We start from the raw sequence: 23,206 nt of genomic DNA, 5'->3' as shown, positions 1-23,206 counted from the left end.
CCCTAGGCAGTGCGGTGGCGGAAGAGGAAGCGCTGGAGGGTGCTCAGGAGCAGGTCGAGGACGACGGCGACGACCGCGACAAGGACCGCGCCGCCGAGCACCTGGACGAGGTCGCGCTGGGCGAGTCCGTCGAAGACGTAGCGGCCGAGGCCGCCGAAGGAGACGTACGCGGCGATGGTGGCCGTGGCCACGACCTGGATGAGCGCGAGGCGCAGCCCCGTCATGATCAGGGGGAGCGCGAGCGGCAGTTCGACCTGGAAGAGGACCTGGTGGCCGCGCATGCCCTGGCCGCGGGCCGCGTCCTTCACGTCCGGGTCGACGGCGGTCATGCCCGCGTAGGTGTTGGTGACGATCGCCGGGACCGCGAGGGCGACCAGCGCCACGTACACCGGCAGCATCGACAGGCCGCCGGCCAGGAAGACCAGCACCACCAGGCCGACGGTCGGCAGCGCGCGTCCGAAGGACGCCAGGTTGATGGCGACGAACGCCCCCTTGCCGGTGTGCCCGATCAACAGGCCCAGCGGGAGGCCGATCGCGGCGGCGATGAGGGTGGCGAGCAGCGAGTACTGGAGGTGCTCGCCGAGCCGGTGGGCGATGCCGTCGGAGCCGGCCCACTGGGAGCCGCTGGTCAGCCAGGTGCCGAGGTTCTTGAAGAGTTCGAACATGTCAGGCTCGCCTCCGCCGCCACGGGGTCAGTACGTACTGGAGGGCCACCAGCAGGGCGTCCGCGACGACCGCGAGCAGGATCGTGAGGACCACGCCCACGATCACCGGGGTCGGGAAGTCGCGCTGGAAGCCGTCGGTGAAGAGCTGGCCGAGGCCGCCGTCGCCGATGTAGGTGGCGACGCTCACCAGCGAGATGGACATGACCGTGGCGATCCGCACGCCCGCCATGATCACGGGGAGGGCCAGCGGGAGTTCGACGGTGAGGAGCGTGCGCAGCGGGCGGGTGCCCATCGCCTTCGCCGCCTCCTTGGTCTTCGCGGGGACCGAGTCCAGCCCCTCGACCGTGTTCCTGAGCAGCACGACCAGCGTGTAGACGGTCAGGCCGATGACGGTCGTGGTCCGGGTCAGGCCGCTGATCGGGAGCAGCAGCACGAAGATCGCGATCGACGGGATCGTGAAGAGCACGTTGGAGAGGCCGAGCAGGAAGCCGCGCAGCGGGCGGACCCGGTGGGCGACCACCGCGAGCGGCAGCGAGATCAGCAGGCCGAAGAAGACGGCGGTCATCGCGGCCTGGAGATGGGAGAGGGTGAGGCTGGTGAGGTCGTCGGTGTGGTCGCCGATCCACGACCAGTCGATGGTCATGCCGCCACCTCCCGGGCCGCGCTGTGCGCCTGACCGGCGTGGACGTGGATGTCGTCGCGGGACGAGACACCGGTGAGGACGCCGTCCGCGTCGACCCGGGCGACCAGCCCGGCCGGGGAGGCGATCGACTCGTTCAGCGCCGCGAGCAGCGAGTCGCCGTCCTTGAGCGGCCGTACGGGGAGTTCGGCGTCGTCCTTCGAGGCCCAGTGCAGGGGCTTGCCCGCGGCGTCGAGGACGAGGGTCCAGTCGCCGCCTCGGGGTGCCGGGCCCTGCGGGACGCCGGCCAGGGTCTCCAGCGAGAGCAGCTTCAGGCCGCGCTCGGCGCCGAGGAAGTCGGCCACGAAGTCGTCGGCCGGGCGGGCCAGCAGTTCGGCGGGCGGGGCGATCTGGACCAGGTGGCCGCCGGTGCGGAAGATCGCGATCCGGTCGCCGAGCCGGACGGCCTCGTCGACGTCGTGCGTGACGAAGACGATGGTCTTGTTCAACTCCTTCTGGAGCCGGAGCAGTTCGTCCTGGAGCTGGGTGCGGACCACCGGGTCGACGGCGCCGAACGGCTCGTCCATCAGCAGCACCGGCGGGTCGGCGGCGAGCGCGCGGGCCACGCCGACGCGCTGCTGCTGTCCTCCGGAGAGCTGGTGCGGGTAGCGCTTGCCGGCGTCGGCGGCGAGGCCGACGGTCTCCAGGAGTTCGGCGGCGCGGGCGCGGGCCTTCTTCCGGTTCCAGCCGAGCAGCAGCGGGACGGTGGCGATGTTGTCCAGCACCGTGCGGTGCGGGAAGAGGCCGGCCTGCTGGATGACGTACCCGATGGACCGGCGCAGTTCGGCGGCGTCCTGCTGGGTGACGTCCTTGCCGTTCACCTTGATCGTGCCGGAGGTCGGCTCGACCATCCGATTGATCATCCTGAGGGTGGTGGTCTTGCCGCACCCGGAGGAGCCGACCAGGACGGTGACCCCGCCCTCCGGCATCTCCAGGGAGAGATCGTGGACTGCTGTCGTGCCGTTGGGGAAGCGCTTGTGGACCGCGTCGAACTGGATCATGAGATGTCCCTTGCCCGGCTGTATAACGTCATGCAGAGTTCTCGTTAGGTGAATAGGTTGTCAACGGTCTCGCGTTAATCCGAGGTAACGGATGACCGCAACGCATGATCGAGTGTCCGGATTGAGGGGAGTTTGGGCGTGATGTCTTCTCGTATCGTGGACGCTCCCGGAACAATGCATTCCGGCCTGGTGGTCCTCGACGGCATCGGCATGGGTGTCGAGGACGTCGTACGCCTCGCCGACGGCGCCGCCCGCCCGGTACCGGGCACCGAGGCGATGCGCCGCGCGGAGGAGTCCTGGAACGCCGCCCGGCAGATCGCCGCGACCGGCCGCGTCTACGGCCGCTCCACCGGCGTCGGCGCCAACCGGAACGAGGCCGTGCCCACCGAGGCCGCCGCCGGCCACGGACTGCGGCTGCTGCGCAGCCACGCCGGCGCGATCGGCGACGAACTCCCCGCCCGGCAGGTCCGCGCGATGCTCGCGGTCCGCGCCAACCAGCTGCTGGCGGGCGGCGCGGGGCTGCGGCCGAGTGTGGTCACCGCCCTGTGCGAGGCGCTGGAGTCCGGCGCGTACCCGGCCGTCAACGAGTTCGGCTCGGTCGGCACCGGGGACATCGCGGCCCTCGCCCAGGTGGGCCTCGCCCTGGTGGGGGAGCACCCCTGGCGGGGCGCCGGGGCACCGGAGCCCCAGCCGCTGGACAACAACGACGCCCTCGCCCTGATCAGCAGCAACGCCCTCACCCTCGGCCAGTCGGCGCTCGCCCTGCACGAGCTGCGCGGGCTGATCGAGGCCACCCAGGTGGTGGCGGCCCTGTCACTGCTCGCCGTCGACGGCTCCCACGAGGCGTTCGCGGCACCCGTGCACGCGGCCCGCCCGCACCGCGGCAGCGTCGAGGCCGCCCGCCGGATGCGGGAGCTGATCGGCGCCGCCGACCGGCCGACCCCACCGCTCGGCCGGATCCAGGACCCCTACGGCTTCCGCTGCCTGCCCCAGATCCACGGCCCCGCCCATGACGCGGCCGACGCCTTGGAGGGGGTGCTGGCGATCGAGATCAACGCGGCCGCCGAGAACCCCCTGATCTCCGTCGAGGACCTGGCCGCCTACCACCACGGCGGCTTCTACCAGGCCCAACTCGCCCTCGCCCTGGACCACTTCCGGCTCGCCGTCACCCAGGTCGCCCGGCTGTCCACCTCCCGCCTCTCCTCCCTGAACGAGCCCGCCTTCACCCGGCTGCGCCCCTTCCTCGCCGACCAGGAGCCCGCCTCCTCCGGCGTGATGATCCTGGAGTACGCCGCCGGCGCCGCCCTCGGCGACCTGCGCGCCTTCTCCGCACCCGCCTCCCTCGGGCACGCTGTACTCTCCCGAGGCGTCGAGGAGCAGGCCAGTTTCGCCTCGCTCGCCGCCCGTCAAACGCTGCGCGCCTGCCGTGCGTACCGTCTGGTGGTCGGCTGCGAACTCGTCGCCGCCGTACGGGCGCTGCGCCAGCGCGACCTGAGGCCCGAACCCGGGCTCGGGGCGGGCAGGGCGCTGGAGCTCGCCGAGGCGGTGCTCGACGCGGAGGTGGCCGACCGGCCGCTGACGGACGACGTGACGGAGGCGGCCGGGCTGCTCGACCGGTTCACGGACATCTGGAGGGGGAGCACGTCATGAACGTGACCGACAGCCCTGCGACTCGCTTGCAGGCGCTCTTCGAGGGGCACCGGCTCACGCCGACCCAGCGGCGCATCGCGCACAGCATGGTGCGGCGCGCCGCCGACGTGCCCTTCCTGTCCAGCGTGGAGCTGGCCGAGCTGGCCGGGGTCAGCCAGCCCTCCGTCACCCGCTTCGCGGTGGCCCTCGGCTTCGACGGCTACCCGGCGCTGCGCAAGCACCTGCGCGAGGTCGTGCCCCCCGAGCAGGCGGCCGGCTCCGGTTCGTACAACGAGTACCAGCAGGCCGTCGAGGCCGAGATCGAGAACCTCCGGCACCTCGCCGAGGTGCTCGCCGACCCGCGCCCGGTGCAGCAGGCGGGACGGCTGCTGGCCGCCTCCCGGCCGCTGCCGGTGCTCGGGCTGCGCGCGGCCGCCTCGCAGGCGTACGGCTTCGCCTACTTCGCCGCCAAGGTCCACCCGGACGTCCGGCTGCTCAACGAGGGCGGCACGATGATCCACGACCGCATCGACGCGGCCGTCCTCGCCGGTGCCTCGGCCCTGCTGTGCTTCGCGCTGCCCCGGCATCCCCGCGAGGTCGTGGACACCCTCGGCTATGCCAAGGAGGCCGGGCTGACCGTGGTCACCGTCGCCGACTCCGCCTTCGCGCCCGTCGCCAAGGTCTCCGACCTGCTGCTGCCGGCCGCCGTCGGCACCGGGCTCGCCTTCGACACGGCCTGTGCGCCGATGCTGCTCGGCCGGGTGCTCCTGGAGGCGATGTGCGACGACCTGCCGGACGCGCAGGCCCGCCTGGAGGAGTTCGACACCCGGGCGGCGGCACGGGGACTGTTCGTGGAGTGAGCCTTCACCACATGGTTCTTTAAGGCTCGTCTCACGTTCGCTGGTTAGCGTCCCGCCATACGGACTGGGCCGAGACCGGCGAGGAGGCTGCGGACATGGCGCGTGCGGGACGAGAGGGACGAGGCGGACAGGGCCTGGCCCGGGTGGCCGTGGTCGTACGGGCCGGGGCCGCGCCGCTGTGGTGGTCCGGGGTGTTCGCCGCCGGCGTCGGGGTGCTGCCCCCGGGGACCACCGGACGGCGGATCGGGGTGCTGGCCGGGGCCGCGCTGTTCATCATCGGCGCCGCCGTCGTGGCGCTCACCCGCCGCAAGCGGTACACCGCGCTGGTGCGCGGTGCCGCCCGGGCCGGCAAGCACGACGTCCTCCAGGACCGTGCGGTCACCGTGCGGAACTGGCGCCGCGGGCACCGCTGGTGGCTGCTGCTGGCCTTCGCCGTGGCACTCGGCTCCGCCTTCGCGATGCCCGCGGCGGGCGGCATGCTGCTCGCCGGGACCGGCACCGGGCTGCGGCTGAAGGCGGCCTGGCTGGGCCGCCGGGAGAAGGCCGGCGAACAGCTGCTGTGGCTGCGCGTCGACTGGCTCGACAAGCGCGGCGGCCGCCCGGCGGGCAAGGACGTCAGGGCGTACCGCGGTACCGGCATCGCGGCGGGCGACGCGGCCCCGGGCGGAGCACGCCGCCGCACCGCGGCGCTGGTCTGAGGTCCGGTCAGACCTCCAGGTCCTCCTCGATCTTCTTCAGCTGGTGCCGGGCCATCGCCAGGTTGGCGCGGGCCTGGTCGAGCACCAGGTAGAGGAAGAGGCCGTTGCCGCCCCGGCCCTTGAGCAGCCGGATCAGGTGGTACTGGTTGGAGAGCGTGATCAGGATGTCCTCGATGTCGCCCTTGAGGCCGAGGTGCTCCATGGTGCGCATCTTGGCGCGGATCACGTCGGTGTTCCCGGCCGCGGCCACGTTCAGGTCGAAGGTCTTGCTGCCGCCCATCGTGCCCAGCGCCATCCCGCTGGTGTAGTCGACGAGCGCGACGCCGGTCGCGCCCTCGATGGAGGTGAGGCACTCTTTCAGGGCGGTTTCGGTGTTGGCCATGACTTTCTGGTTCCTTTCAACTGTCGGTTGCGGTGCGCGCGTCGGTGGTGGTGCTGGTGCGTGGCGTGCGCGTGGTTCTGGTCCGTGTGGCTGCGCTGCGGGCCGGGCGCAGCGCCTTGGCGGCGGCCTCGGCGGCGTCGACCACCTCGCCGATCCGGGCGGCGGCCCGGCGGCCCTCCAGGTGGAGCCGGCCGACGTTCACCCGGTCCTCGGCGAGCAGGGTGAGCACGGCGCTGTGACCGGCGGCATAGGTGGCGACATAGCCGTCCTCGCCGCGCACCAGCAGCTCCCTGAGCTCGCCCTTGCCGGTGGCGTCGGAGACCCGGACGGCGACGCCGAGCTCGGCCGCGGTGAGCGCGGCGAGCCCCTCCGGGTCGACCCCCGGGCAGTCGTGGGCGACGACCAGGCCGTCGACGCCGGCCGCGAGGGCCCCGGTGAGCTGGGGCATCCGGGTGCGTAACCGGCGCAGTTCGTCGAGGACGGCCTCTCTGTCGGAGCTGCCGGGTTCTGCCGCCATCAGCTGTCTCCTCTCGGCGGGGCGGTGCCGTTCAAAGGGCCTCCAGCGCATCCCTGAGCCTCTTCAGCAGCGCGATGTCGGGGTCGGTGACCGGGGGAAGCGGGGGCGGGGCGGTCGGGGTGTTCCTCGGGGCGAGGAGTCCGGCCGCCGCCAGCCGCCGTATGTCCACCAGCGTGTGGAAGGCCGGCCGGCCCAGCTCCCGGGCGATCCGGGTGGCGGTGCGGACACCGTCCACCCGGTCCAGGACCGCCCGCTGCCGGGGGGTGACCGGCGGCGGTGCGACCGGGTCGGCGCGGATCAGCGGGGCGACGTCCGCCGACGGGTCGGGCCAGATGCGGTGCAGCAGCTCGCGGCGGCGCAGGGTCTCGCGCTCCAGGTCCGTGACGGGCACGGCGTGCAGCGGGCCGGCGGCGGCCGTGGTGCCGTAGCGGAACCGGCCCGGGGTGCTGCTCGGCGCCAGCGCGAAGTACCCGGCGTCGTAGAGGGCGCCGAGCCGGCACAGCTCCAGGGCGCCCCGCGGGAGCAGGCCGGCGGCGAGCAGCCGGTGGACGGCCGCGGGTATGTCGTCGGTCCAGGGCCAGGCCGCCGCGTCGAGCGTGCCGTGGGCCGTGAGGAGCACGTCGAGGCCTGGGGCGAGCGGGCTCTCGGCGTGCACCACGCGGCCCTCGGCCAGGTGCAGGGTGCCGTGCTCGCGGACCAGGACACCCGTGGCCCGCTCCTCGGCGAGGCGTATCAGCATCGGTGACAGCGCCCCGGGCACTCTCTCGTGCAGGGCCGCACGGTCCCGGACCGGCAGCGGCGGCGGCGTTTCGACCACGGTCATCCCAGCACCAGCCGCTCGGCCATCTCGCCGAGCCGGATCCGGGCGAGGGCGAGATTGCCGTCCTCGCGGGCCAGCCACAGATGCAGGAACACGGTGGCGTCGAAGGACGTGACCACGAACCGCAGCAGGTGGTAGCTGTCCCGGTTGCTGACGATCAGGTCCTCCACCGGAGGGCTCAGATCGGCGTCGTCCTCCGTGCTGAACGCCCCGTGCTCGGCGGCCAGCCGGGCCAGCTCGGCGGCCTCCGCGGCGGTGGTCTCGTGGTCACCGCCGGGTGCGTCCCCGACCGTGCCGAGGGCCAGCCCGCTGGTCCAGTCGACCAATGCGGCGCCCCGGGCCCCGGGCAGCCGCATCGCTTCCAGTAAGCACTCGTCGATTCCGGGCACCGTGGCTCCCCTCCCGCCGCGCGAATCTCCGGTTGAGTGACGCAGACACTACGCAACGTGCGCGGGGAGGGGTGAGTCGTTTGGCATTTTCCAGTGGAACATGCGCCCGGCAGACTAGTGTTGGTCAACTGGCCTGCTTTTCACACCAGTTGATCTCTGTTGTCCGAGGTGTCTCAACGGCTTCCGGTTGCACGCAGGGTGGTGAGTGCGTCCGCGTGCGCCCCTCCGGATTCGGCCACGACCTCGGCGACCGTCTGCGGCTCCCGTACGACGGCGAACGCCACGCCCCCGCCGCCGTCCGGAGCGAAGCCGTAAACCCCGGGGCGGGCAAGGGAGTTGTAGGAGTAGTGACTGCCGAAGTAGTACGCCCCGGTGTCCAGCGCGGCCGCCAGGTCCCCCTGCTCCAGCGGGGGCAGCGCGCGCCCCTCGGCGAGCAGGTCGCCCGCGAAACAGGCCGGCCCCGCCACGTCCTGCACCACCGGGACCCCTTGCTTGGGCCGCCCCTTCGCGTCGTACGCGGCGATCCTGAGCGGCCACGCCCCCGGCACGTACACCGTGCGCGGCGCCACCTGCACCCCCGCGTGCGTCACCGCGATCCGCCGCCCGCCGGAGCTCTTCGCGTACTCCACCCGGGCCACCACCGTGCCGTGCCGGGCCAGCAGCGACCGCCCGAACTCCGTCACCAGCCCGTACCGCCCGTCGAACAGCCCCGGCACCGCCTCCGCCAGCAGCCGCGCGTACTGCGCGTACGTCGGCTCCGTCGCCTCCGAGGCGAAGTTGACCGAAAGCCCGCCACCGATGTCGAGGGTGTCGACCTGCTGCCGCCCGGCATGCGCGTTGATCTCCTCGGCCAGCGCGTACGTCTCCGCCACGCCCCGCACCAGCAGCGGCAACGGGATCCCCTGCGACCCGATGTGCGCGTGCAGCCGCGTCAGCCACGGCCGCTCCGCGAACGCCTGCACGACCCACTCCCGGGCCCCCTCGTCCCGCAGCCCCACCCCGAACTTCGAGGTCGCCGTCGCGGTGGAGGTGGCCCCGATCGACCCGGCCCCGATCTGCGGGTTCACCCGGATCCCGAGCGCCGGGGAGACGGCGCCGCTCGCGTTCACGAGGGCATCGAGGCGCCGGAGCTCCTGCGGGTTGTCCGCGTTCACGGCCACACCCAGCGCCAGCGCCTCGCGCAGCTCCGCCGCCGTCTTCGCGGGCGCGTCGAACACGATCCGCTCCGCCGGCATCCCGGCCGCCCGCGCCAGCGCCAGCTCGCCCGCGCTGGCCACCTCGGCGCCGAGGCCGGCCTCGGCCAGCAGCCGCACCACCGGGACCAGCGGGTTCGCCTTCACCGCGAAGGCGTGCAGGATCGCGGTGCCGGGCGCCGCGACCGCATCGAACGCCCGGCGCAGCGCCACGGCGGACGTGTGGATGCCCTGCACGTCCAGCAGGCCTACGATCGGCGCGTCCGGCCCCAGCAGCCCCTGCTCCACCGCCGCCCGCACGGCGTCGTCCCGCCGCCCGACCCGCTCGCCGTCGTCCTCGCTTCCGTCCCCGTATCCGTCCATGACGCCCCCCGACATGTCATCGTCCGCACCCTTAAGGCCCATAAGTCCAGCGAAACATCCGGGACGCGGCCGCGCTGGCGGACCGAACGTATTGACTAGTTCTATTCAGCGAGCCAGGATGTGAATAACCGCAGGAATACTTCGCTGGCCGTTGATCCCTGATCCGCTAGGAGGCAGACCATGTCAGGACCCCGCCCCGTACGAGCGCCGCGCGGTACGGAACTGAGCGCCCTGGGATGGCAGCAGGAAGCCGCCCTGCGGATGCTGCAGAACAACCTGGACCCCGAGGTCGCCGAGCACCCCGACAAGCTCGTCGTCTACGGCGGCACCGGCAAGGCCGCCCGCGACTGGCGCTCCTTCGACGCGATGGTCCGCACCCTGCGCACCCTCAAGCAGGACGAGACCATGCTGGTCCAGTCCGGCCGCCCGGTCGGCGTCATGCAGACCCACGAGTGGGCCCCCCGCGTCCTCATCGCCAACTCCAACCTCGTCGGCGACTGGGCCAACTGGGAGGAGTTCCGCCGTCTGGAGGCCCTCGGCCTGACCATGTACGGCCAGATGACCGCCGGCTCCTGGATCTACATCGGCACCCAGGGCATCCTCCAGGGCACCTACGAGACCTTCGCCGCCGTCGCCGCGAAGAAGTTCAACGGCACCCTCGCCGGGACCATCACCCTCACCGCCGGCCTCGGCGGCATGGGCGGCGCCCAGCCCCTCGCCGTGACCATGAACGACGGCGTCGCGATCTGTATCGACTGCGACCCGCGCGCCATCGAGCGCCGCATCGAGCACCGCTACCTCGACGTCAGGGCCGACTCCCTCGACCACGCCCTCCAGCTGGCGACCGAGGCCCGCGACGCCCGCCGCCCGCTGTCCATCGGCGTCCTCGGCAACGCGGCCGACCTGGTGCCGCAGCTGCTCGCCATGAACGCCCCCATCGACATCGTCACCGACCAGACGTCGGCGCACGACCCGCTGTCGTACCTGCCGGTGGGCGTGGCCTTCGAGGACATGGCGGACGCCGCGGCCAAGGATCCGGCCGGGTTCACGACCCGTTCGCGTGAGTCGATGGCCAAGCACGTCGAGGCCATGGTCGGCTTCATGGACGCCGGCGCCGAGGTCTTCGACTACGGCAACTCCATCCGCGGCGAGGCACAGCTGGCCGGATACGAGCGGGCGTTCGCCTTCCCCGGCTTCGTCCCGGCCTACATCCGCCCCCTCTTCTGCGAGGGCAAGGGCCCCTTCCGCTGGGCCGCCCTGTCCGGAGAGGCCTCGGACATCGCCAAGACCGACAAGGCCATCCTCGACCTCTTCCCGGAGAACGAGTCCCTCGCCCGCTGGATCAAGATGGCCCAGGAGCGGGTCCACTTCCAAGGCCTGCCCGCGCGCATCTGCTGGCTCGGCTACGGCGAGCGGGACAAGGCCGGCGAGCGGTTCAACGACATGGTGGCGAGCGGCGAGCTGGCCGCTCCGCTGGCGATCGGCCGCGACCACCTCGACTGCGGCTCCGTGGCCTCCCCCTACCGCGAGACGGAGGCCATGCTGGACGGCTCCGACGCGATCGCCGACTGGCCGCTGCTGAACGCGATGGTCAACGTGGCGTCGGGAGCGTCCTGGGTCTCCATCCACCACGGCGGCGGGGTCGGCATGGGCCGGTCCATCCACGCCGGGCAGGTGACCGTCGCCGACGGTACGAAACTCGCCGGTGAGAAGATCCGCCGGGTGCTGACGAACGACCCCGGCATGGGTGTCATCCGGCACGTGGACGCCGGGTACGACATCGCGGAGTCGGTCGCCGACGAGCGGGGGGTCCGGGTGCCGATGCGCGAGGGTGGCGACGCGTGACGAAGAGCGGGGACTCTTCGGTGGGGGCCGAGCTTTCGTCGCCGGGTGCGGGTGCGGGTGCGCCCACCCGTTCCGCCCTGCGGAACGACTGCCCACAGCCTGTGCGGCCTGAGCAGTCTGTACGGAGCGCGGCCTCCTTCCACTCCATGTGGCGTGAGCTGCTTCCCGTCGGGCGGCACGCCGACTCCCGCGGCTACCGGCGGTTCGCCTGGACCGGGGCCGATGCCGAGTGCCGGGCCTGGTTCCAGGAGCAGGCCGAGGCGCGCGGGCTGGTGTACGAGGTCGACCGGAACGGGAACCAGTGGGCCTGGCTCGGGGACCCGGCGGCCGGGGACGCCGTCGTCACCGGGTCGCATCTGGACTCCGTGCCGGACGGCGGCGCCTTCGACGGCCCCCTCGGCGTCGTGTCGTCCCTCGCCGCGCTCGACGAACTCCGAGGGCGGGGAGCCGAGTTCACCCGGCCCCTCGCCATCGTCAACTTCGGCGACGAGGAGGGCGCCCGGTTCGGGCTCGCCTGTGTCGGGTCCCGGCTGACCGCGGGGCACCTCACCGTCGAGCAGGCCCACCGGCTCACCGACGGGGACGGCATCACGCTGCCGCAGGCCATGGCGGCCGCCGGCTACGACCCCGACGCCATCGGGCCCGACCCCGAGCGGCTCGCCCGCATCGGCGCCTTCGTCGAACTGCACGTCGAGCAGGGCCGGGCGCTGGACCTGTCCGGCGACCGGGTGGGCGTCGCCAGTGCCATCTGGCCGCACGGCCGCTGGCGGTTCGACTTCCGGGGCGAGGCCAACCACGCCGGCACGACGCGGCTGGTGGACCGGCGCGACCCCATGCTGTCGTACGCCGAGACCGTGCTCGCCGCCCGCCGCGAGGCCGAACTCGCCGGTGCCGTCGCCACCTTCGGCAAGATCGCCGTCGAGCCGAACGGCGTCAACGCCATCCCCTCCCTGGTGCGCGGCTGGCTCGACTCCCGCGCCGCCGACCAGGCCACCCTCGACACCGTCGTCGGCGGCATCGAGAAGGCCGCCCGGGAGTACGCGGAGGCGCACGGCATCGACCTCGACGTCGTCCGGGAGTCCTTCACACCGGTCGTGGAGTTCGACCACGCCCTGCGGGACGAGCTGGGCCGCATCCTCGGCCGGGACACCGGTCTGACCGTGCCCGTCCTGGGCACCGGTGCCGGACACGACGCCGGGATCCTCTCGGGGAGCATCCCGACCGCCATGCTGTTCGTGCGCAACCCCACCGGCGTCTCGCACTCCCCGGCCGAGTTCGCGGCCGAGGACGACTGCGTGGCCGGGGTGAGCGCACTCGCCGACGTACTGGAAGGGCTGGCCTGCGCGTGACGACACGGACGACGTACTGGTTGGAGTACGCCTGGCTGGACACGCACGTCGAGCCGGGCGTCGCCGTGGAGGTGGCCGACGGCCGGATCACGGCGGTGCGGACCGAGGTGCCCGCGCCGCCGCCCGGGGCCGAGATCCTGCGCGGCCTCACCCTCCCCGGTCTCGCGAACGCCCACTCGCACGCCTTCCACCGCGCCCTGCGCGGCACCGTCCAGGTCGGCTCCGGGACCTTCTGGACCTGGCGCGAGGTCATGTACTCCTTCGCCGACCGGCTGACCCCGGAGACCTACCACGCGCTCGCCCGCGCGGTGTACGCCGAGATGGCGCTGGCGGGCGTCTCCTGCGTCGGCGAGTTCCACTACGTCCACCACGCCCCCGGCGGCACCCCGTACGCCGACCCCAACGCCATGGGCGAGGCACTGATCGCGGCGGCCGCCGACGCCGGGATCCGGATCACCCTCCTCGACACCGCCTACCTCTCCTCCGGCATCCTGAGCGAGCACCGCGGCGAGCCGCCCAACGCCCACCAGCTGCGCTTCTCCGACGGCAGCGCGGAGGCCTGGGCCGAACGCTGTTCAGTTCTCAAGGAACGGGATCACGCACGGATCGGGGCGGCGATCCACTCGGTACGGGCCGTGCCCGCCGGGCAGCTGGCGACCGTGGCCGGCTGGGCCGAGCAGCGGCGGGCCCCGCTGCACGTGCACCTTTCCGAGCAGACGGCGGAGAACGACGCCTGCCTGGCCGCCCACGGCCGCACGCCCACCCGCCTGCTCGCCGACCACGGCGTCCTCGGCCCGCGCACCACGGGCGTCCACAACACCCACCTCACGGACGAGGACATCGCGCTGATCGGCGGCTCCGGCACCGGCACCTGCATGTGCCCCACCACCGAGCGGGACCTGGCCGACGGCATCGGACCGGCCGTGGCCCTGCAGCGCGCGGGCTCCCCGCTCTCCCTCGGCTCCGACAGCCACGCCGTCATCGACCTGCTCGAAGAGGCGCGCGCGATGGAGCTGAACGAGCGGCTGCGCACCCGCACCCGGGGCCACTGGACGGCCGCCGCCCTGCTGCGCGCCGCCTCCGCCGACGGCCACGCCGCCCTCGGCTGGGACGACGCGGGCACCATCGAGACCGGCATGCTCGCCGACCTGACGACGATCGCGCTCGACTCCGTCAGAACCGCGGGGCCGGTACCGCGGCTGGGCGCCGAGACGGCCGTATTCGCGGCGACCGCGGCGGACGTACGGCACACGGTCGTCGGAGGCCGGCACGTCGTACGGGACGGGGCGCACACCCTCGTACCCGATGTGCCTCAGGCCCTCGCACGGGCCGTCGAAGCCCTCCGTACCTGACGACCAGCCCCCACAAGGACTCCGACGAGGCCATCATGAGCAGCAGCACCGTCATCACCAACATCGCCACGCTGGTCACCAACGACCCCTCCCTCGGTGACAACTCCCCTCTCGGTCTGATCCAGGACGCGGCCGTCGTCATCGACGGCGACCGTGTCGTGTGGACCGGTGAATCCAGCAAAGCACCCGCCACTGACAATCGGGTCGACGCGGGCGGCCGGGCGGTGCTGCCGGGCTTCGTGGACTCCCACTCCCACCTGGTCTTCGCGGGCGACCGCACCCAGGAGTTCAACGCCCGCATGTCCGGCCGGTCGTACACCGCGGGCGGCATCCGTACGACGGTAGCGGCGACCCGGGCCGCCTCGGACGAGGAACTGGAGCGGAACCTCACCCGTTACCTCGACGAGGCGCTCCGCCAGGGCACCACCACCTTCGAGACCAAGTCCGGCTACGGCCTCACGGTCGCCGACGAGTCCCGCGCCCTGCGCATCGCCGCCGCCCACACCGACGAGGTCACCTACCTCGGCGCCCACATCGTCTCCCCGGACCACGCCGACGACCCGGCCGCCTACGTCGCCCTCGTCACCGGCGAGATGCTCGACGCCTGCGCCCCGTACGCCCGTTGGATCGACGTCTTCTGCGAGAAGGGCGCCTTCGACGGCGACCAGGCCCGGACGATCCTCACCGCGGGCAGGGCCAAGGGCCTGACCCCGCGCATCCACGCCAACCAGCTCTCCTACGGCCCCGGTGTCCAGCTCGCCGTGGAACTCGACGCGGCCAGCGCCGACCACTGCACCCACCTGACGGCCGCCGACGTCGACGCGCTGGCGAGCGGCAGCACGGTCGCCACCCTCCTCCCCGGCGCCGAGTTCTCCACCCGCGCCGAATGGCCCGACGCCCGCCGTCTCCTCGACGCCGGCGTGACCGTCGCCCTCTCCACCGACTGCAACCCCGGCTCCTCCTTCACGTCCTCCGTCCCCTTCTGCATCGCCCTGGCGGTACGGGACATGCGCATGACCCCGGACGAGGCGGTCTGGTCGGCGACGGCGGGCGGCGCGGCGGCCCTGCGCCGAACCGACATCGGCCGCCTGACCCCCGGCGCCTACGCCGACCTGCTCCTCCTGGACGCCCCGAGCCACGTCCACCTGGCCTACCGGCCGGGGGTGCCGCTGGTCAGTGGGGTGTGGCGGAAGGGCGTCCGGGTCGTCGGCTGACTCAGCTCGCCCCTGCCCGCCAGCGCTGGCCCGTGCCGTCGTCGACCGGGGTCAGGGAGAGCTGGTCGGCGCCGGTCGGGGTGAGGGCTGTTTCGAGGGCTATTTCCGGGCGGATCTCGCCGTCGGGGGTCACGGTGAAGCGGAGGTTGTCGCCGTGGTCGCCGTCCACCGAGTCGCAGCTCCAGATGCCGACGCCCTTGTCGACGGAACCCCGGCTGTCCAGGCAGAAGTCGGGGTCCCCGGCGGACTGCAGGACGCCCCGGTCCGGGTCGACCCGCCAGCGCTGGGTGGCGGAGGCGGAGCAGGGGGCCGTGATCACGTCGGTGCCGTTGTCGAAGTCGCCGTCACGGACGTCCAGGCAGCGGGCGGTGGCGAGGTTCACGACCTGGGCGTAGGCCGTTCCCGGTGGGTCGGGGGTGGGGGACGGGGACGGGCGCGGAGACCGGGTGGGGGTATGTGACATAGCACTGGTTGTGGGCGTCGGCGTAGGCGCAGGCGAGGCGCCGGACGGGCTCGGGGACACGGTCGCCGTCACGGTCACCTGGGGGCTCGGTGGCAGCGGGGTCGCGGCCGCCGGGTCCGGGGCGTGCGTGTCCCGGTGGGCCAGGAGGACCAGCAGCAGCGGTACGAGGGCCACGCCCAGTGCCGTGGAGGTGAGGAGGAGGCGCCGGGACCGGAGGCGGCGCTGCCGGGGCGGGGCAGGGTCGGAGGGAAGGGGCGGCGGGGTGTCCTGGTGTGCGTACGCCGTTCCGGCCCACGGCAGCAGACCCTCCGCCAGGGTCTCGCGCGGGGCGTCCCGGAGCGCGGTGAGGTCCTCGAACGCGGCCGTGCAGTGCGGGCAGTGGGCCATGTGCGCGTGCAGGTCGGGGCTGTGGCGGGGGTTCTCCGGGCGGACCGACTCCTCGATCAGGCGACGGAAGTCCGCACAGCGGGGGTCGTCCGAGGCGGCCAGGCGGCTGCGCAGGCAGGCCTGGGCCAGGGCCTGGACGGCGGACGGGGTGTCGTACCGGACGTCCTCGGGGGTCAGGCCCAGGTACGTGGCGGTCCGTTCGGCGGGCTCCCGGTCCAGCACGGCGTACCAGAGCAGGCCCTGGGTGCGGGACGGCAGGGACTGGAACGCCGGGAGCAGGGGCGGGGTCTGGCCGCCGGGGACGCCGGAGGAGTTCAGGACCAGCAGGAGGGTGGCGTCCAGGGCGGCGGAGTGTCCGTCGTGCGCCCAGTCGGCGGCCAGCCGGGCGGTGAGCAGGAGCAGGTGGTGGCGGAGCGGTACGACCGGTTCGGCGCCGTGCGCGATGTCGCGGGCGGCGGTGGTGAAGGTCTGCGCGGTGAGCCGGCGGGCCGCCGCGTCGCCGGCCGTGCAGAGGCGGGCGTGGGCGAGGACCGCGGGGTGGTGGCGGGAGCGGAGTTCCTGGAGGGCGGGGTAGGCGGTGGCCGTGGGGGTGCGCAGGAGTTCGGTCAGGCGTGCGTCCGAGGGCGGGTCGCCCTGGATGTCCTGGACCATCGTGCACCCCTTCTCGCGGGCCGTCCTTGCTGACGTACCGGCCAGTTTGGGGTGTGACTCGCGGTAGCGGGGGAGCTTTGGCCAAAGACGCGGCGGGCCGGGACGGGGGGATTCCCCTCGCCCCGGCGGCGGGGCGGTCCGGCCGGGGCTATTCCTCCAGTGTCAGCGCCCTGCGCAGCTGTACGAGGGTGCGGGACAGCAGGCGGGAGACGTGCATCTGGGAGATCCCGAGTTCCTCGCCGATCTCCGACTGGGTCATCCCCGCGACGAAGCGGAGGGAGAGGATGGTGCGGTCCCTGGGCGGGAGTTCGGCGATGAGGGGCTTCAGGGACTCGATGTACTCGATGCCCTCCAGGCCGTGGTCCTCGTAGCCGATGCGGTCCGCCAGGGCGCCCTCGGACTCGTCCTCCTCGGGTTGCGCGTCCAGGGAGGAGGCGGTGTAGGCGTTGGAGGCCGCCATGCCCTCGACGACCTCGTCGTGGGAGAGGCCGAGGCGTTCGGCGAGTTCCGCGACGGTGGGGGCGCGGTCCAGTTCCTGGGCCAGTTCGTCGCCCGCCTTGGCGAGGTCGAGCCGGAGCTCCTGGAGGCGGCGCGGGACGCGTACCGACCACGACGTGTCACGGAAGAAGCGCTTGATCTCGCCGATGATCGTCGGCATCGCGAAGGTGGGGAACTCCACGCCCCGGGAGAGCTCGAAGCGGTCGATCGCCTTGATCAGGCCGATGGTGCCGACCTGGACGATGTCCTCCATCGGCTCGCTGCGGGAGCGGAAGCGGGAGGCGGCGAACCTGACCAGCGCGAGGTTCAGTTCGACGAGGGTGTTGCGGACGTACGAGTACGCGCGGGTGCCTTCCTCCAGCGACTCCAGCCGCTCGAAGAGGGTCTTGGACAGGGCCCGCGCGTCGACCGCGTCGACCTCGTCGTACGGGGGGATCTCCGGGAGTCCGAGTTCCGCGGGGAATCCCTCGATGGCATCCAGTGGTTCCGGTGGGGGTGTCGACGTCGCGGTCGGGGTGGGCGAGGCGTCGAGCCGGGGTGACATGGTGTCCTCCGTCGTTCTCGGCGATGAGGCTGCCGAAGCCGTGCGTGCACTGCGGTGTGCGGCGCCTCCAAAGCCGGCCGTGTCGGTTGCGTGTCCCTACTAGCCCTACCGGCTGCGCCGAGCCACTCGCAAGTCCGTTCTATTACTGTGTGTCATGTTTTGAGAGGTTGTTCAGGTGTCGGGTTGCGTGCAGAAGGCGTAATGTTCGAGGGCGTCGCCAAGGCGTTCGGCGGACATGGGCGGGCATCGTCGGACATCGGTCCGGACGGTGGCGGAAGCGGTCACGACCTCGGGAGAGAGACGTCAATGGACCACGGGACGGTCGGCAGCGCACAGTCGGGCCGGCTGCTGGTGGAGGTGCGGGAAGCAGGCTCCAGCGCCGTGGTGACCCCGGCGGGTGAGCTCGATCACCACACCGCCGACCTGCTGCGCGAACCGCTCGACGATCTCCTCGGCAAGGGGTTCGCACGCCTCGTCGTCGACTGCTCACGCCTCGAGTTCTGCGACTCCACCGGCCTGAACGTGCTGCTCGGCGCCCGGCTGCGGGCCGAGGCCGCCGGGGGCGGGGTGCACCTCGCCGGGATGCTGCCCGTCGTCGCCCGGGTCTTCGAGATCACCGGGGCCGAGGCGGTCTTCACCGTCCACGACTCCGTCGAGGCCGCGCTGGCCGACGAGGACGGCGGGTCCGGCGGCACGGGCTGAGCCCGGCCCGCCCGGCGTCCGGAACCGGAGGGTGTTCCGGGGGTGTTCCCGGGGATCGCTCGGGCAGGAGAGATTCTGGATCTGCCGGTGCCCCACCCGGCCACGTCTGAGTGGAGCGCGCCGACCGGCCCGTACCACACTGCAGCAACGCGAACTTTTGAATCGTGAACCGGTGAAACGGTGAGGTGAAGCGCTGATGAGCACCACCCGGCCTTACCCGCCGGGCGACCTCGGCCCGGAGCCCGGCGGCGCTTCCGGGATGTCCGGGGAGGCGGCGTCCGACGAGCCGCCCGCCTCGACGGGGGGTCGTCAGGTCCGCAGGCTGCGCCTGCACGGCGAGAGCGGGGTCGTACCGCTCGCCCGCGACTTCGCCCGCGAGGCGCTGTACGCGTGGGGATGGCTGCCGGCCGCGACCGCCGACCGCAGGGCCGCCGCCGAGGACGTGCTGCTCGTCGTCTCCGAGCTCGTCACGAACGCGTGCCTGCATGCGGAGGGGCCGGAGGAGCTGTTCCTGGCCTGCGACCGGAAGGTGATCCGGGTGGAGGTGTCCGACCGGGGGGCCGGGCAGCCGGCGCCGCGGACGCCGCATCGGGCGGGGCGGCCGGGGGGGCACGGGATGTTCATCGTGCAACGGCTGTGTCTGGACTGGGGGGTTGTGCGGACGGCCGGGGCGGCCGGGAAGACCGTGTGGGCGGAGTTGGGGGCACCGGCGTAAGAGGGCGCCGCGTTGGGTTGTTTTGCGGCTTTCCGCCGGTGGGGGCTTGTCGCGCAGTTCCCCGCGCCCCTTACGGGGCGCTACAGCTCACGGGGCGCTTTGGCATCGCCACACTTCCGCCACGCCCTTTCTCTTCCCTCCTTATGGGCCCCGGCGTACCTTGACGGCCGAATCTGATACCTCGTCAGTAGCGAATGGGGTGGACCGACCGTGTCGTCGTACCCGAAACGTACCGCCGTGCTCGTGTCCGCCGCCGCCCTGGCCGGGTCGGCGGTGCTGCTCGGCGCCCCGGCGGCGCACGCCACCGTCGTGAACGTCAACTACCACTGCAAGACGCCGATCGGGGACAAGAGCGCCGTCTCCCCGATCGACATCACGGGCGTCAAGAGCGGCAGCGGCTACAAGATCACGATGTCCTGGCAGAAGGGCGTCTCCTCCAGCCCCGTCGAACTCGGCAAGGGCGCGATGAACCCGAGCGCCACCATCAAGCTCGGCGGCGCCGACAGCGGCACCCTGAACGTCACCGGCAGCGCCAACCAGGCCGCGATCCCCGCCAACACCCCCATCAAGATCAACGACTTGAGCGGCACCTACACCCCGGAGAAGTCCGGCAAGGTGACGTTCACGGCGGGCACGCTCACCATCAAGGCGCTCGGTACGACGACCACCTGCACCCCCACCAACAACCCCGGCCCGTCCCTGACCCTGGACGTGACCGCGGCGGGCGGCGGTTCGAGCAGTTCCGGCAGTTCCGGATCGTCGTCGTCCGGCGGCACCGGCACCGACTCCGGAGGCACCCTCCCGAAGACCGGCCCCGAGGACTCGTTCGTCGCCCTCGGCACCCTGGGCGGCACCGTGCTGCTCGCGGGCGCGGCCGGCACGCTCTGGCTGACCCGGCGGAACCAGACCGTACGCCGCTGACCTCCGGGTCCGACCGCTGGAGCCGCCCATGCCGTCCGCCCAGACCGCCGCCCGTGTCCTCGGCGTCACCGTGCTGACCCTGTTCGCCACCGCCCCGCGCGCGTCGGCGGCCACGGGCTGGTCCCTCGCGCCCGCGGGCGACGGGCGCCCCTCCTTCTACGCCGAGGGCGCCCCCGGAGCGGTCCTCCAGGACACCGTGTCGGTGACCAACCCCGGCGGCCACCCGGTCACGGTACGGCTGACAAGCATCGGTATCGGCACCGGCGTCCCGGTGACCTTCGCCGAACCGGCCGTCCGGGTCCCCGCCCGCACCCGCGCCGACGTCCCCTTCACGGTGACCGTCCCGACGGGCGCGGCCCCCGGCGACCGCTCCGGCACGCTCGTCGCGAAGGACGCCGACGGCCGCACCGCCACCGTCCGGGTCCGGCTGCGCGTCGGCGGCCCTGCGCTCTCCGCGCTGACCGTCGAACACGTCGCCGTCCACGGTGACCGCATCACGTACGAGCTGGTCAACCGGGGTACGACGGTCCTGGTACCGAAGCTGGCCGTGCACGCCGAGGGAGTCTTCGGCCGCGACCTCCTGGACCGGGCCCCGCGCCCCCTCCCGGTCCGCCTCGCCCCCGGCAGCCGCACCGCACTCAGCGAGCCCTGGCCCGGCCACCCGGCCTTGGACGCCGTCGACGTCCGCCTGACGGCGACGGCGGCGGGCGGTGCCCAGGACACGGCGAGCACGCGGGCACGGTTCGTGCCCTGGGGCGCGGTGGCGGGAACCGCGGGCGCGCTGACGGCAGGCGCCGCTGTGACGGTCGTACGACTGCGCCGGCGCCGCGCCGGCCACGCGGCCGAACCCCTATCCACGAAAGCCGAGTTGACGGGAGCGGTGAGGTGAGGGTGCGGGCGTTCCTGATACTGACGGCGGTGTTCTCGCTGTTCCTGGCGGCGCCCATGGCGGCAGCCGCCGGCGGGCCGACCGTCAGGGTCTCCAAGTCCCAGGCCGGAACCGGCGGTTCGGTCACCGTCAGCGGCACCGGCTGGCGGCCGCACACCCTGCTGATGATGCTGGTCTGCGGCCGGTCCAGCCCGTCCCGGGGCGTGATCGGCGGCACCAACTCCTGCGCCAACGCCGACGGACGGGCCGTCACCACCGACGCGAACGGCGGCTTCAGCAAGGAACTCCCGGTCTCCGAACCGCCGGTGCCCTGCCCCTGCGTGGTGCACGTGGCCACCGTCACCGGCGCGACCGCCACCGCGGACGCCGCCTTCAAGGTCGCCGGACACCCCGTCAAGGCGCTGCCCGCCGAGTCCACCGGCGGCCGTCTGTCGATGCTCACCGACACCCGTCTCGACGGTTCCTCGGGCCTGCTGACCTGGTTCGGCGCGCCCCCCTCCCGCACCCTCGTCTTCACCATCGGCAACGCGGGCACCTCCACCCTGAAGGACCCCGTCTTCCAGGTCGGCACCGCACACGGCGTGTTCGCCCCCCAGTGGGACGAGCAGCAGTGGCACGGAACCCTCGCGCCCGGCAAGAAGGCGCAGGTCAAACTGCCCGTCGAACTCTCCGCCGGGGCGCACGGCGACTACAACGTCTCCCTCAGGTACGACGGCAAGGTCCTCGCCGAGCAGCCCTGGGGCGTCGGCCGCCCCTGGGGCGTGACCCTCTTCTGGCTCCTGCTCTGCGTGGTCGTCCCGGCCGCGGTCTTCCGCATCGGCATGGCGGTGGTGGACCGGATACGGCCGCCCCGCGCCGGCGGTGTCCGCCACCGGGGACTGCCCCGCCCGGTCTTCCGGGTGCCGCACCTGCGCACCCCCGAGCCCGCGCCCTCGACGACCGCCACGACCTCCACCCTGCCGTGGTTCACCCCGGACTCCGATCCGGGCGCCACGGCCGGCCGGCTCTCCGCACCGCACGACGACAGCTCCACGAGTCCCACGACTCCGACCACGAAAGGATCCACGTGATCATGCGAAGGAGAGTGACACCGGTCAGAGCGGGTGCGGCGGCGGCCGCGTTGGTCCTCGCCGGGGCCGGCGCGCTGCTGGGCGCGGCCGCCGGCCCGGCCCAGGCGGCCGAGGTGTCGTTCGCGACGCACTGCGTACCGCCCGCCGGGGTCGCCGACCCGATCGACGGGACCACGAAGGTCGAGATCACCGCACCCGCCACGGCGAAGGTCGGCGACACCGTCGACATCACCTGGAAGTTCGTGCAGGCCGCGTCCAAGAACCCGGACATCATCGACCTGCCCGCGAACACCGTCCAGCCGTCCGGCACGCTCAAGGCGGCCGGCGCCCAGACCGCCGACATCGCCATGCAGGGGCCGCGCGAGAACCCGGCGATCCCCAAGGGCGGCGACATGGTGCTGTCCGACATGACGGGCACCCTGAAACTGACGTCTCCCGGCGAGGTGACGCTCACGCCGGACGCGTACACGGTCAACGCCTACGGGACGGACACCGTGTGCACCCCGACGGGGACGGTGCCGAAGGCGGCGACGATCGAGGTGACCGGAACCGGTTCGAGCGAGTCGGCGTCCCCGTCGGACAGCACCTCGGCCTCGGCCTCGGCGAGCCCGTCCGACTCGGCGTCGGCGTCCCCCTCCGACTCGGCGTCGGCGTCGGCCTCCGCGTCCGCCTCCGACGGCACGGGCAGCGGCCAGACCGACTTCACGGGCAAGGAGGTCGAGATCCCCTACGCCTGCAAGACGCCCATCGGCGACAAGAGCGCGACCTCGCCGGTGCAGATCAACGCCAAGAAGGACGGCGGCAGCTTCGACCTCACCGTGCAGTTCAACGGCTCGGTCATGGACAGTCCCGCCGACATCCCGGCTGACTCGGTGAAACCGTCGATGGAGGTGGTCCTGGGCGGCGCCGACACGGGCACGGTCCATGTGGAGGGCCCCACCAACTCCTCCGCGATCAAGTCCGGCGACCCGATCGAGATCCCGGACCTGACGGGCACGTACAAGCCGGGGGCGAGCGGCGAGTCGACGCTGTCGCCGGGCGTCCTGACGGTCGAGGCCCTCGGCACGACCACGACGTGCACGCCGACGAAGACGGCGGTCTCCCTGACCCTGGACACGACGGAGCAGGCGAGCGGCGCGTCGGGTTCGACGACGTCGGGCAGTTCATCCAGCAGTTCGAGCAGCAGCGGCGGCCTGGCGGAGACGGGCGACAGCAGCAACGGCGCACTGAAGGCACTCGGTCTGGTGGCGGGCACCGCGATCCTCTTGGGCGGCGCTGTGTTCACGTTCATGCCTCGAAAGAGGACGCGCTGATTTTTTAGGGGCGCGGGGAACTGCGCGACCAGCCACACACGACGGACAGCCGACAACGCAAGAGGGCCACCGGAATCCAGAATCCCGGTGGCCCTCT

General features: G+C 72.8%; 23 protein-coding genes. 13 read left to right on the top strand and 10 right to left on the bottom strand.

Annotated features, from left to right (window positions below; genetic code table 11):
* Window positions 1-2 precede the first annotated feature (2 nt).
* The 3 genes from ABZ887_RS12585 to ABZ887_RS12575 are packed head-to-tail and all read right to left on the bottom strand — an operon-like array spanning window position 3 to window position 2,345.
* Complete coding sequence (locus ABZ887_RS12585) at window positions 3-665, bottom strand: ABC transporter permease (protein ID WP_217550742.1); 663 nt, start codon at window positions 663-665, stop codon at window positions 3-5.
* Between the two features lies 1 nt (window position 666).
* Complete coding sequence (locus ABZ887_RS12580; protein WP_217550740.1) at window positions 667-1,308, bottom strand: ABC transporter permease; 642 nt, start codon at window positions 1,306-1,308, stop codon at window positions 667-669.
* Window positions 1,305-2,345, bottom strand: coding sequence for an ABC transporter ATP-binding protein (locus ABZ887_RS12575; protein ID WP_361286898.1), 1,041 nt, complete (start codon window positions 2,343-2,345; stop codon window positions 1,305-1,307). Before ABZ887_RS12575 ends, ABZ887_RS12580 begins: the two co-directional genes overlap by 4 nt.
* A gap of 141 nt (window positions 2,346-2,486) precedes the next feature.
* Between ABZ887_RS12575 and ABZ887_RS12570 the strand changes: the two genes are divergently transcribed.
* The 3 genes from ABZ887_RS12570 to ABZ887_RS12560 all read left to right on the top strand — a co-directional run bounded on the left by ABZ887_RS12570 (window position 2,487) and on the right by ABZ887_RS12560 (window position 5,532).
* Complete coding sequence (locus ABZ887_RS12570) at window positions 2,487-3,995, top strand: aromatic amino acid ammonia-lyase (RefSeq protein ID WP_361286895.1); 1,509 nt, start codon at window positions 2,487-2,489, stop codon at window positions 3,993-3,995.
* Window positions 3,992-4,834: a MurR/RpiR family transcriptional regulator gene (locus tag ABZ887_RS12565; RefSeq protein WP_351716865.1), complete on the top strand. Its 843-nt coding sequence runs from the start codon at window positions 3,992-3,994 to the stop codon at window positions 4,832-4,834. The genes ABZ887_RS12570 and ABZ887_RS12565 overlap by 4 nt, the downstream gene beginning before the upstream one ends.
* A gap of 95 nt (window positions 4,835-4,929) precedes the next feature.
* Complete coding sequence (locus ABZ887_RS12560; RefSeq protein ID WP_361286892.1) at window positions 4,930-5,532, top strand: hypothetical protein; 603 nt, start codon at window positions 4,930-4,932, stop codon at window positions 5,530-5,532.
* A 7-nt stretch (window positions 5,533-5,539) separates the two neighbouring features.
* Here the strand turns inward: ABZ887_RS12560 and ABZ887_RS12555 are convergent, their stop codons facing one another.
* From ABZ887_RS12555 to ABZ887_RS12535, 5 genes are all read right to left on the bottom strand, one after another.
* Window positions 5,540-5,914, bottom strand: coding sequence for a hypothetical protein (locus ABZ887_RS12555; protein WP_361286890.1), 375 nt, complete (start codon window positions 5,912-5,914; stop codon window positions 5,540-5,542).
* A gap of 16 nt (window positions 5,915-5,930) precedes the next feature.
* Window positions 5,931-6,431, bottom strand: a complete 501-nt coding sequence (locus tag ABZ887_RS12550; protein WP_361286887.1) for a roadblock/LC7 domain-containing protein — start codon at window positions 6,429-6,431, stop codon at window positions 5,931-5,933.
* A gap of 31 nt (window positions 6,432-6,462) precedes the next feature.
* Complete coding sequence (locus ABZ887_RS12545) at window positions 6,463-7,254, bottom strand: transcriptional regulator (RefSeq protein WP_361286884.1); 792 nt, start codon at window positions 7,252-7,254, stop codon at window positions 6,463-6,465.
* Complete coding sequence (locus ABZ887_RS12540) at window positions 7,251-7,640, bottom strand: hypothetical protein (RefSeq protein ID WP_361286881.1); 390 nt, start codon at window positions 7,638-7,640, stop codon at window positions 7,251-7,253. The genes ABZ887_RS12545 and ABZ887_RS12540 overlap by 4 nt, the downstream gene beginning before the upstream one ends.
* A gap of 173 nt (window positions 7,641-7,813) precedes the next feature.
* A complete protein-coding gene (locus tag ABZ887_RS12535) occupies window positions 7,814-9,196 on the bottom strand; it encodes a diaminopimelate decarboxylase (protein ID WP_361286878.1) in 1,383 nt (460 codons plus the stop codon).
* Window positions 9,197-9,376: 180 nt separating this feature from the next.
* On the opposite strand from ABZ887_RS12535, the gene hutU reads away from it, so the two are divergent.
* The 4 genes from hutU (at window position 9,377) to hutI (ending at window position 14,956) form a co-directional block, all read left to right on the top strand.
* The gene (hutU, locus tag ABZ887_RS12530) at window positions 9,377-11,041 is read left to right on the top strand and encodes a urocanate hydratase (protein WP_361286875.1); all 1,665 of its coding nucleotides are present in this window, start codon (window positions 9,377-9,379) and stop codon (window positions 11,039-11,041) included.
* A gap of 146 nt (window positions 11,042-11,187) precedes the next feature.
* Complete coding sequence (locus ABZ887_RS12525; RefSeq protein ID WP_361286872.1) at window positions 11,188-12,390, top strand: allantoate amidohydrolase; 1,203 nt, start codon at window positions 11,188-11,190, stop codon at window positions 12,388-12,390.
* Window positions 12,381-13,742, top strand: a complete 1,362-nt coding sequence (locus ABZ887_RS12520; RefSeq protein ID WP_361287344.1) for a formimidoylglutamate deiminase — start codon at window positions 12,381-12,383, stop codon at window positions 13,740-13,742. The genes ABZ887_RS12525 and ABZ887_RS12520 overlap by 10 nt, the downstream gene beginning before the upstream one ends.
* A 35-nt stretch (window positions 13,743-13,777) precedes the next feature.
* The gene (gene hutI / locus ABZ887_RS12515) at window positions 13,778-14,956 is read left to right on the top strand and encodes an imidazolonepropionase (protein WP_361286869.1); all 1,179 of its coding nucleotides are present in this window, start codon (window positions 13,778-13,780) and stop codon (window positions 14,954-14,956) included.
* Window position 14,957: 1 nt separating this feature from the next.
* Here the strand turns inward: hutI and ABZ887_RS12510 are convergent, their stop codons facing one another.
* Window positions 14,958-16,457 carry an RICIN domain-containing protein gene (locus ABZ887_RS12510; protein WP_361286866.1) on the bottom strand — a complete coding sequence of 500 codons (1,500 nt, stop codon included), beginning with the start codon at window positions 16,455-16,457 and terminating at the stop codon, window positions 14,958-14,960.
* Window positions 16,458-16,605: 148 nt separating this feature from the next.
* Window positions 16,606-17,499 (bottom strand): RNA polymerase sigma factor SigF, encoded by an 894-nt coding sequence (locus tag ABZ887_RS12505; RefSeq protein WP_361286863.1) that lies wholly within the window; start codon window positions 17,497-17,499, stop codon window positions 16,606-16,608.
* Between the two features lie 306 nt (window positions 17,500-17,805).
* Here ABZ887_RS12505 and ABZ887_RS12500 point away from each other — a divergent pair, with 306 nt between their 5' ends.
* From ABZ887_RS12500 to ABZ887_RS12475, 6 genes are all read left to right on the top strand, one after another.
* A complete protein-coding gene (locus tag ABZ887_RS12500; protein WP_361286860.1) occupies window positions 17,806-18,201 on the top strand; it encodes an STAS domain-containing protein in 396 nt (131 codons plus the stop codon).
* 196 nt (window positions 18,202-18,397) lie between these two features.
* Window positions 18,398-18,916, top strand: a complete 519-nt coding sequence (locus ABZ887_RS12495; RefSeq protein WP_361286858.1) for an ATP-binding protein — start codon at window positions 18,398-18,400, stop codon at window positions 18,914-18,916.
* 237 nt (window positions 18,917-19,153) lie between these two features.
* The gene (locus tag ABZ887_RS12490) at window positions 19,154-19,837 is read left to right on the top strand and encodes an LPXTG cell wall anchor domain-containing protein (RefSeq protein WP_361286855.1); all 684 of its coding nucleotides are present in this window, start codon (window positions 19,154-19,156) and stop codon (window positions 19,835-19,837) included.
* Between the two features lie 28 nt (window positions 19,838-19,865).
* Complete coding sequence (locus tag ABZ887_RS12485) at window positions 19,866-20,726, top strand: hypothetical protein (RefSeq protein ID WP_361286852.1); 861 nt, start codon at window positions 19,866-19,868, stop codon at window positions 20,724-20,726.
* A 56-nt stretch (window positions 20,727-20,782) separates the two neighbouring features.
* Window positions 20,783-21,796: a hypothetical protein gene (locus tag ABZ887_RS12480; protein WP_361287342.1), complete on the top strand. Its 1,014-nt coding sequence runs from the start codon at window positions 20,783-20,785 to the stop codon at window positions 21,794-21,796.
* Between the two features lie 2 nt (window positions 21,797-21,798).
* On the top strand, window positions 21,799-23,109 hold the full coding sequence (locus tag ABZ887_RS12475; RefSeq protein ID WP_361286849.1) for a hypothetical protein: 1,311 nt from the start codon (window positions 21,799-21,801) through the stop codon (window positions 23,107-23,109).
* Window positions 23,110-23,206: the final 97 nt, after the last annotated feature.

It is taken from the genome of Streptomyces sp. NPDC047061 (assembly GCF_040643955.1).
Taxonomy (GTDB): domain Bacteria; phylum Actinomycetota; class Actinomycetes; order Streptomycetales; family Streptomycetaceae; genus Streptomyces.
This window is presented reverse-complemented; position numbering and strand designations above follow the sequence as displayed.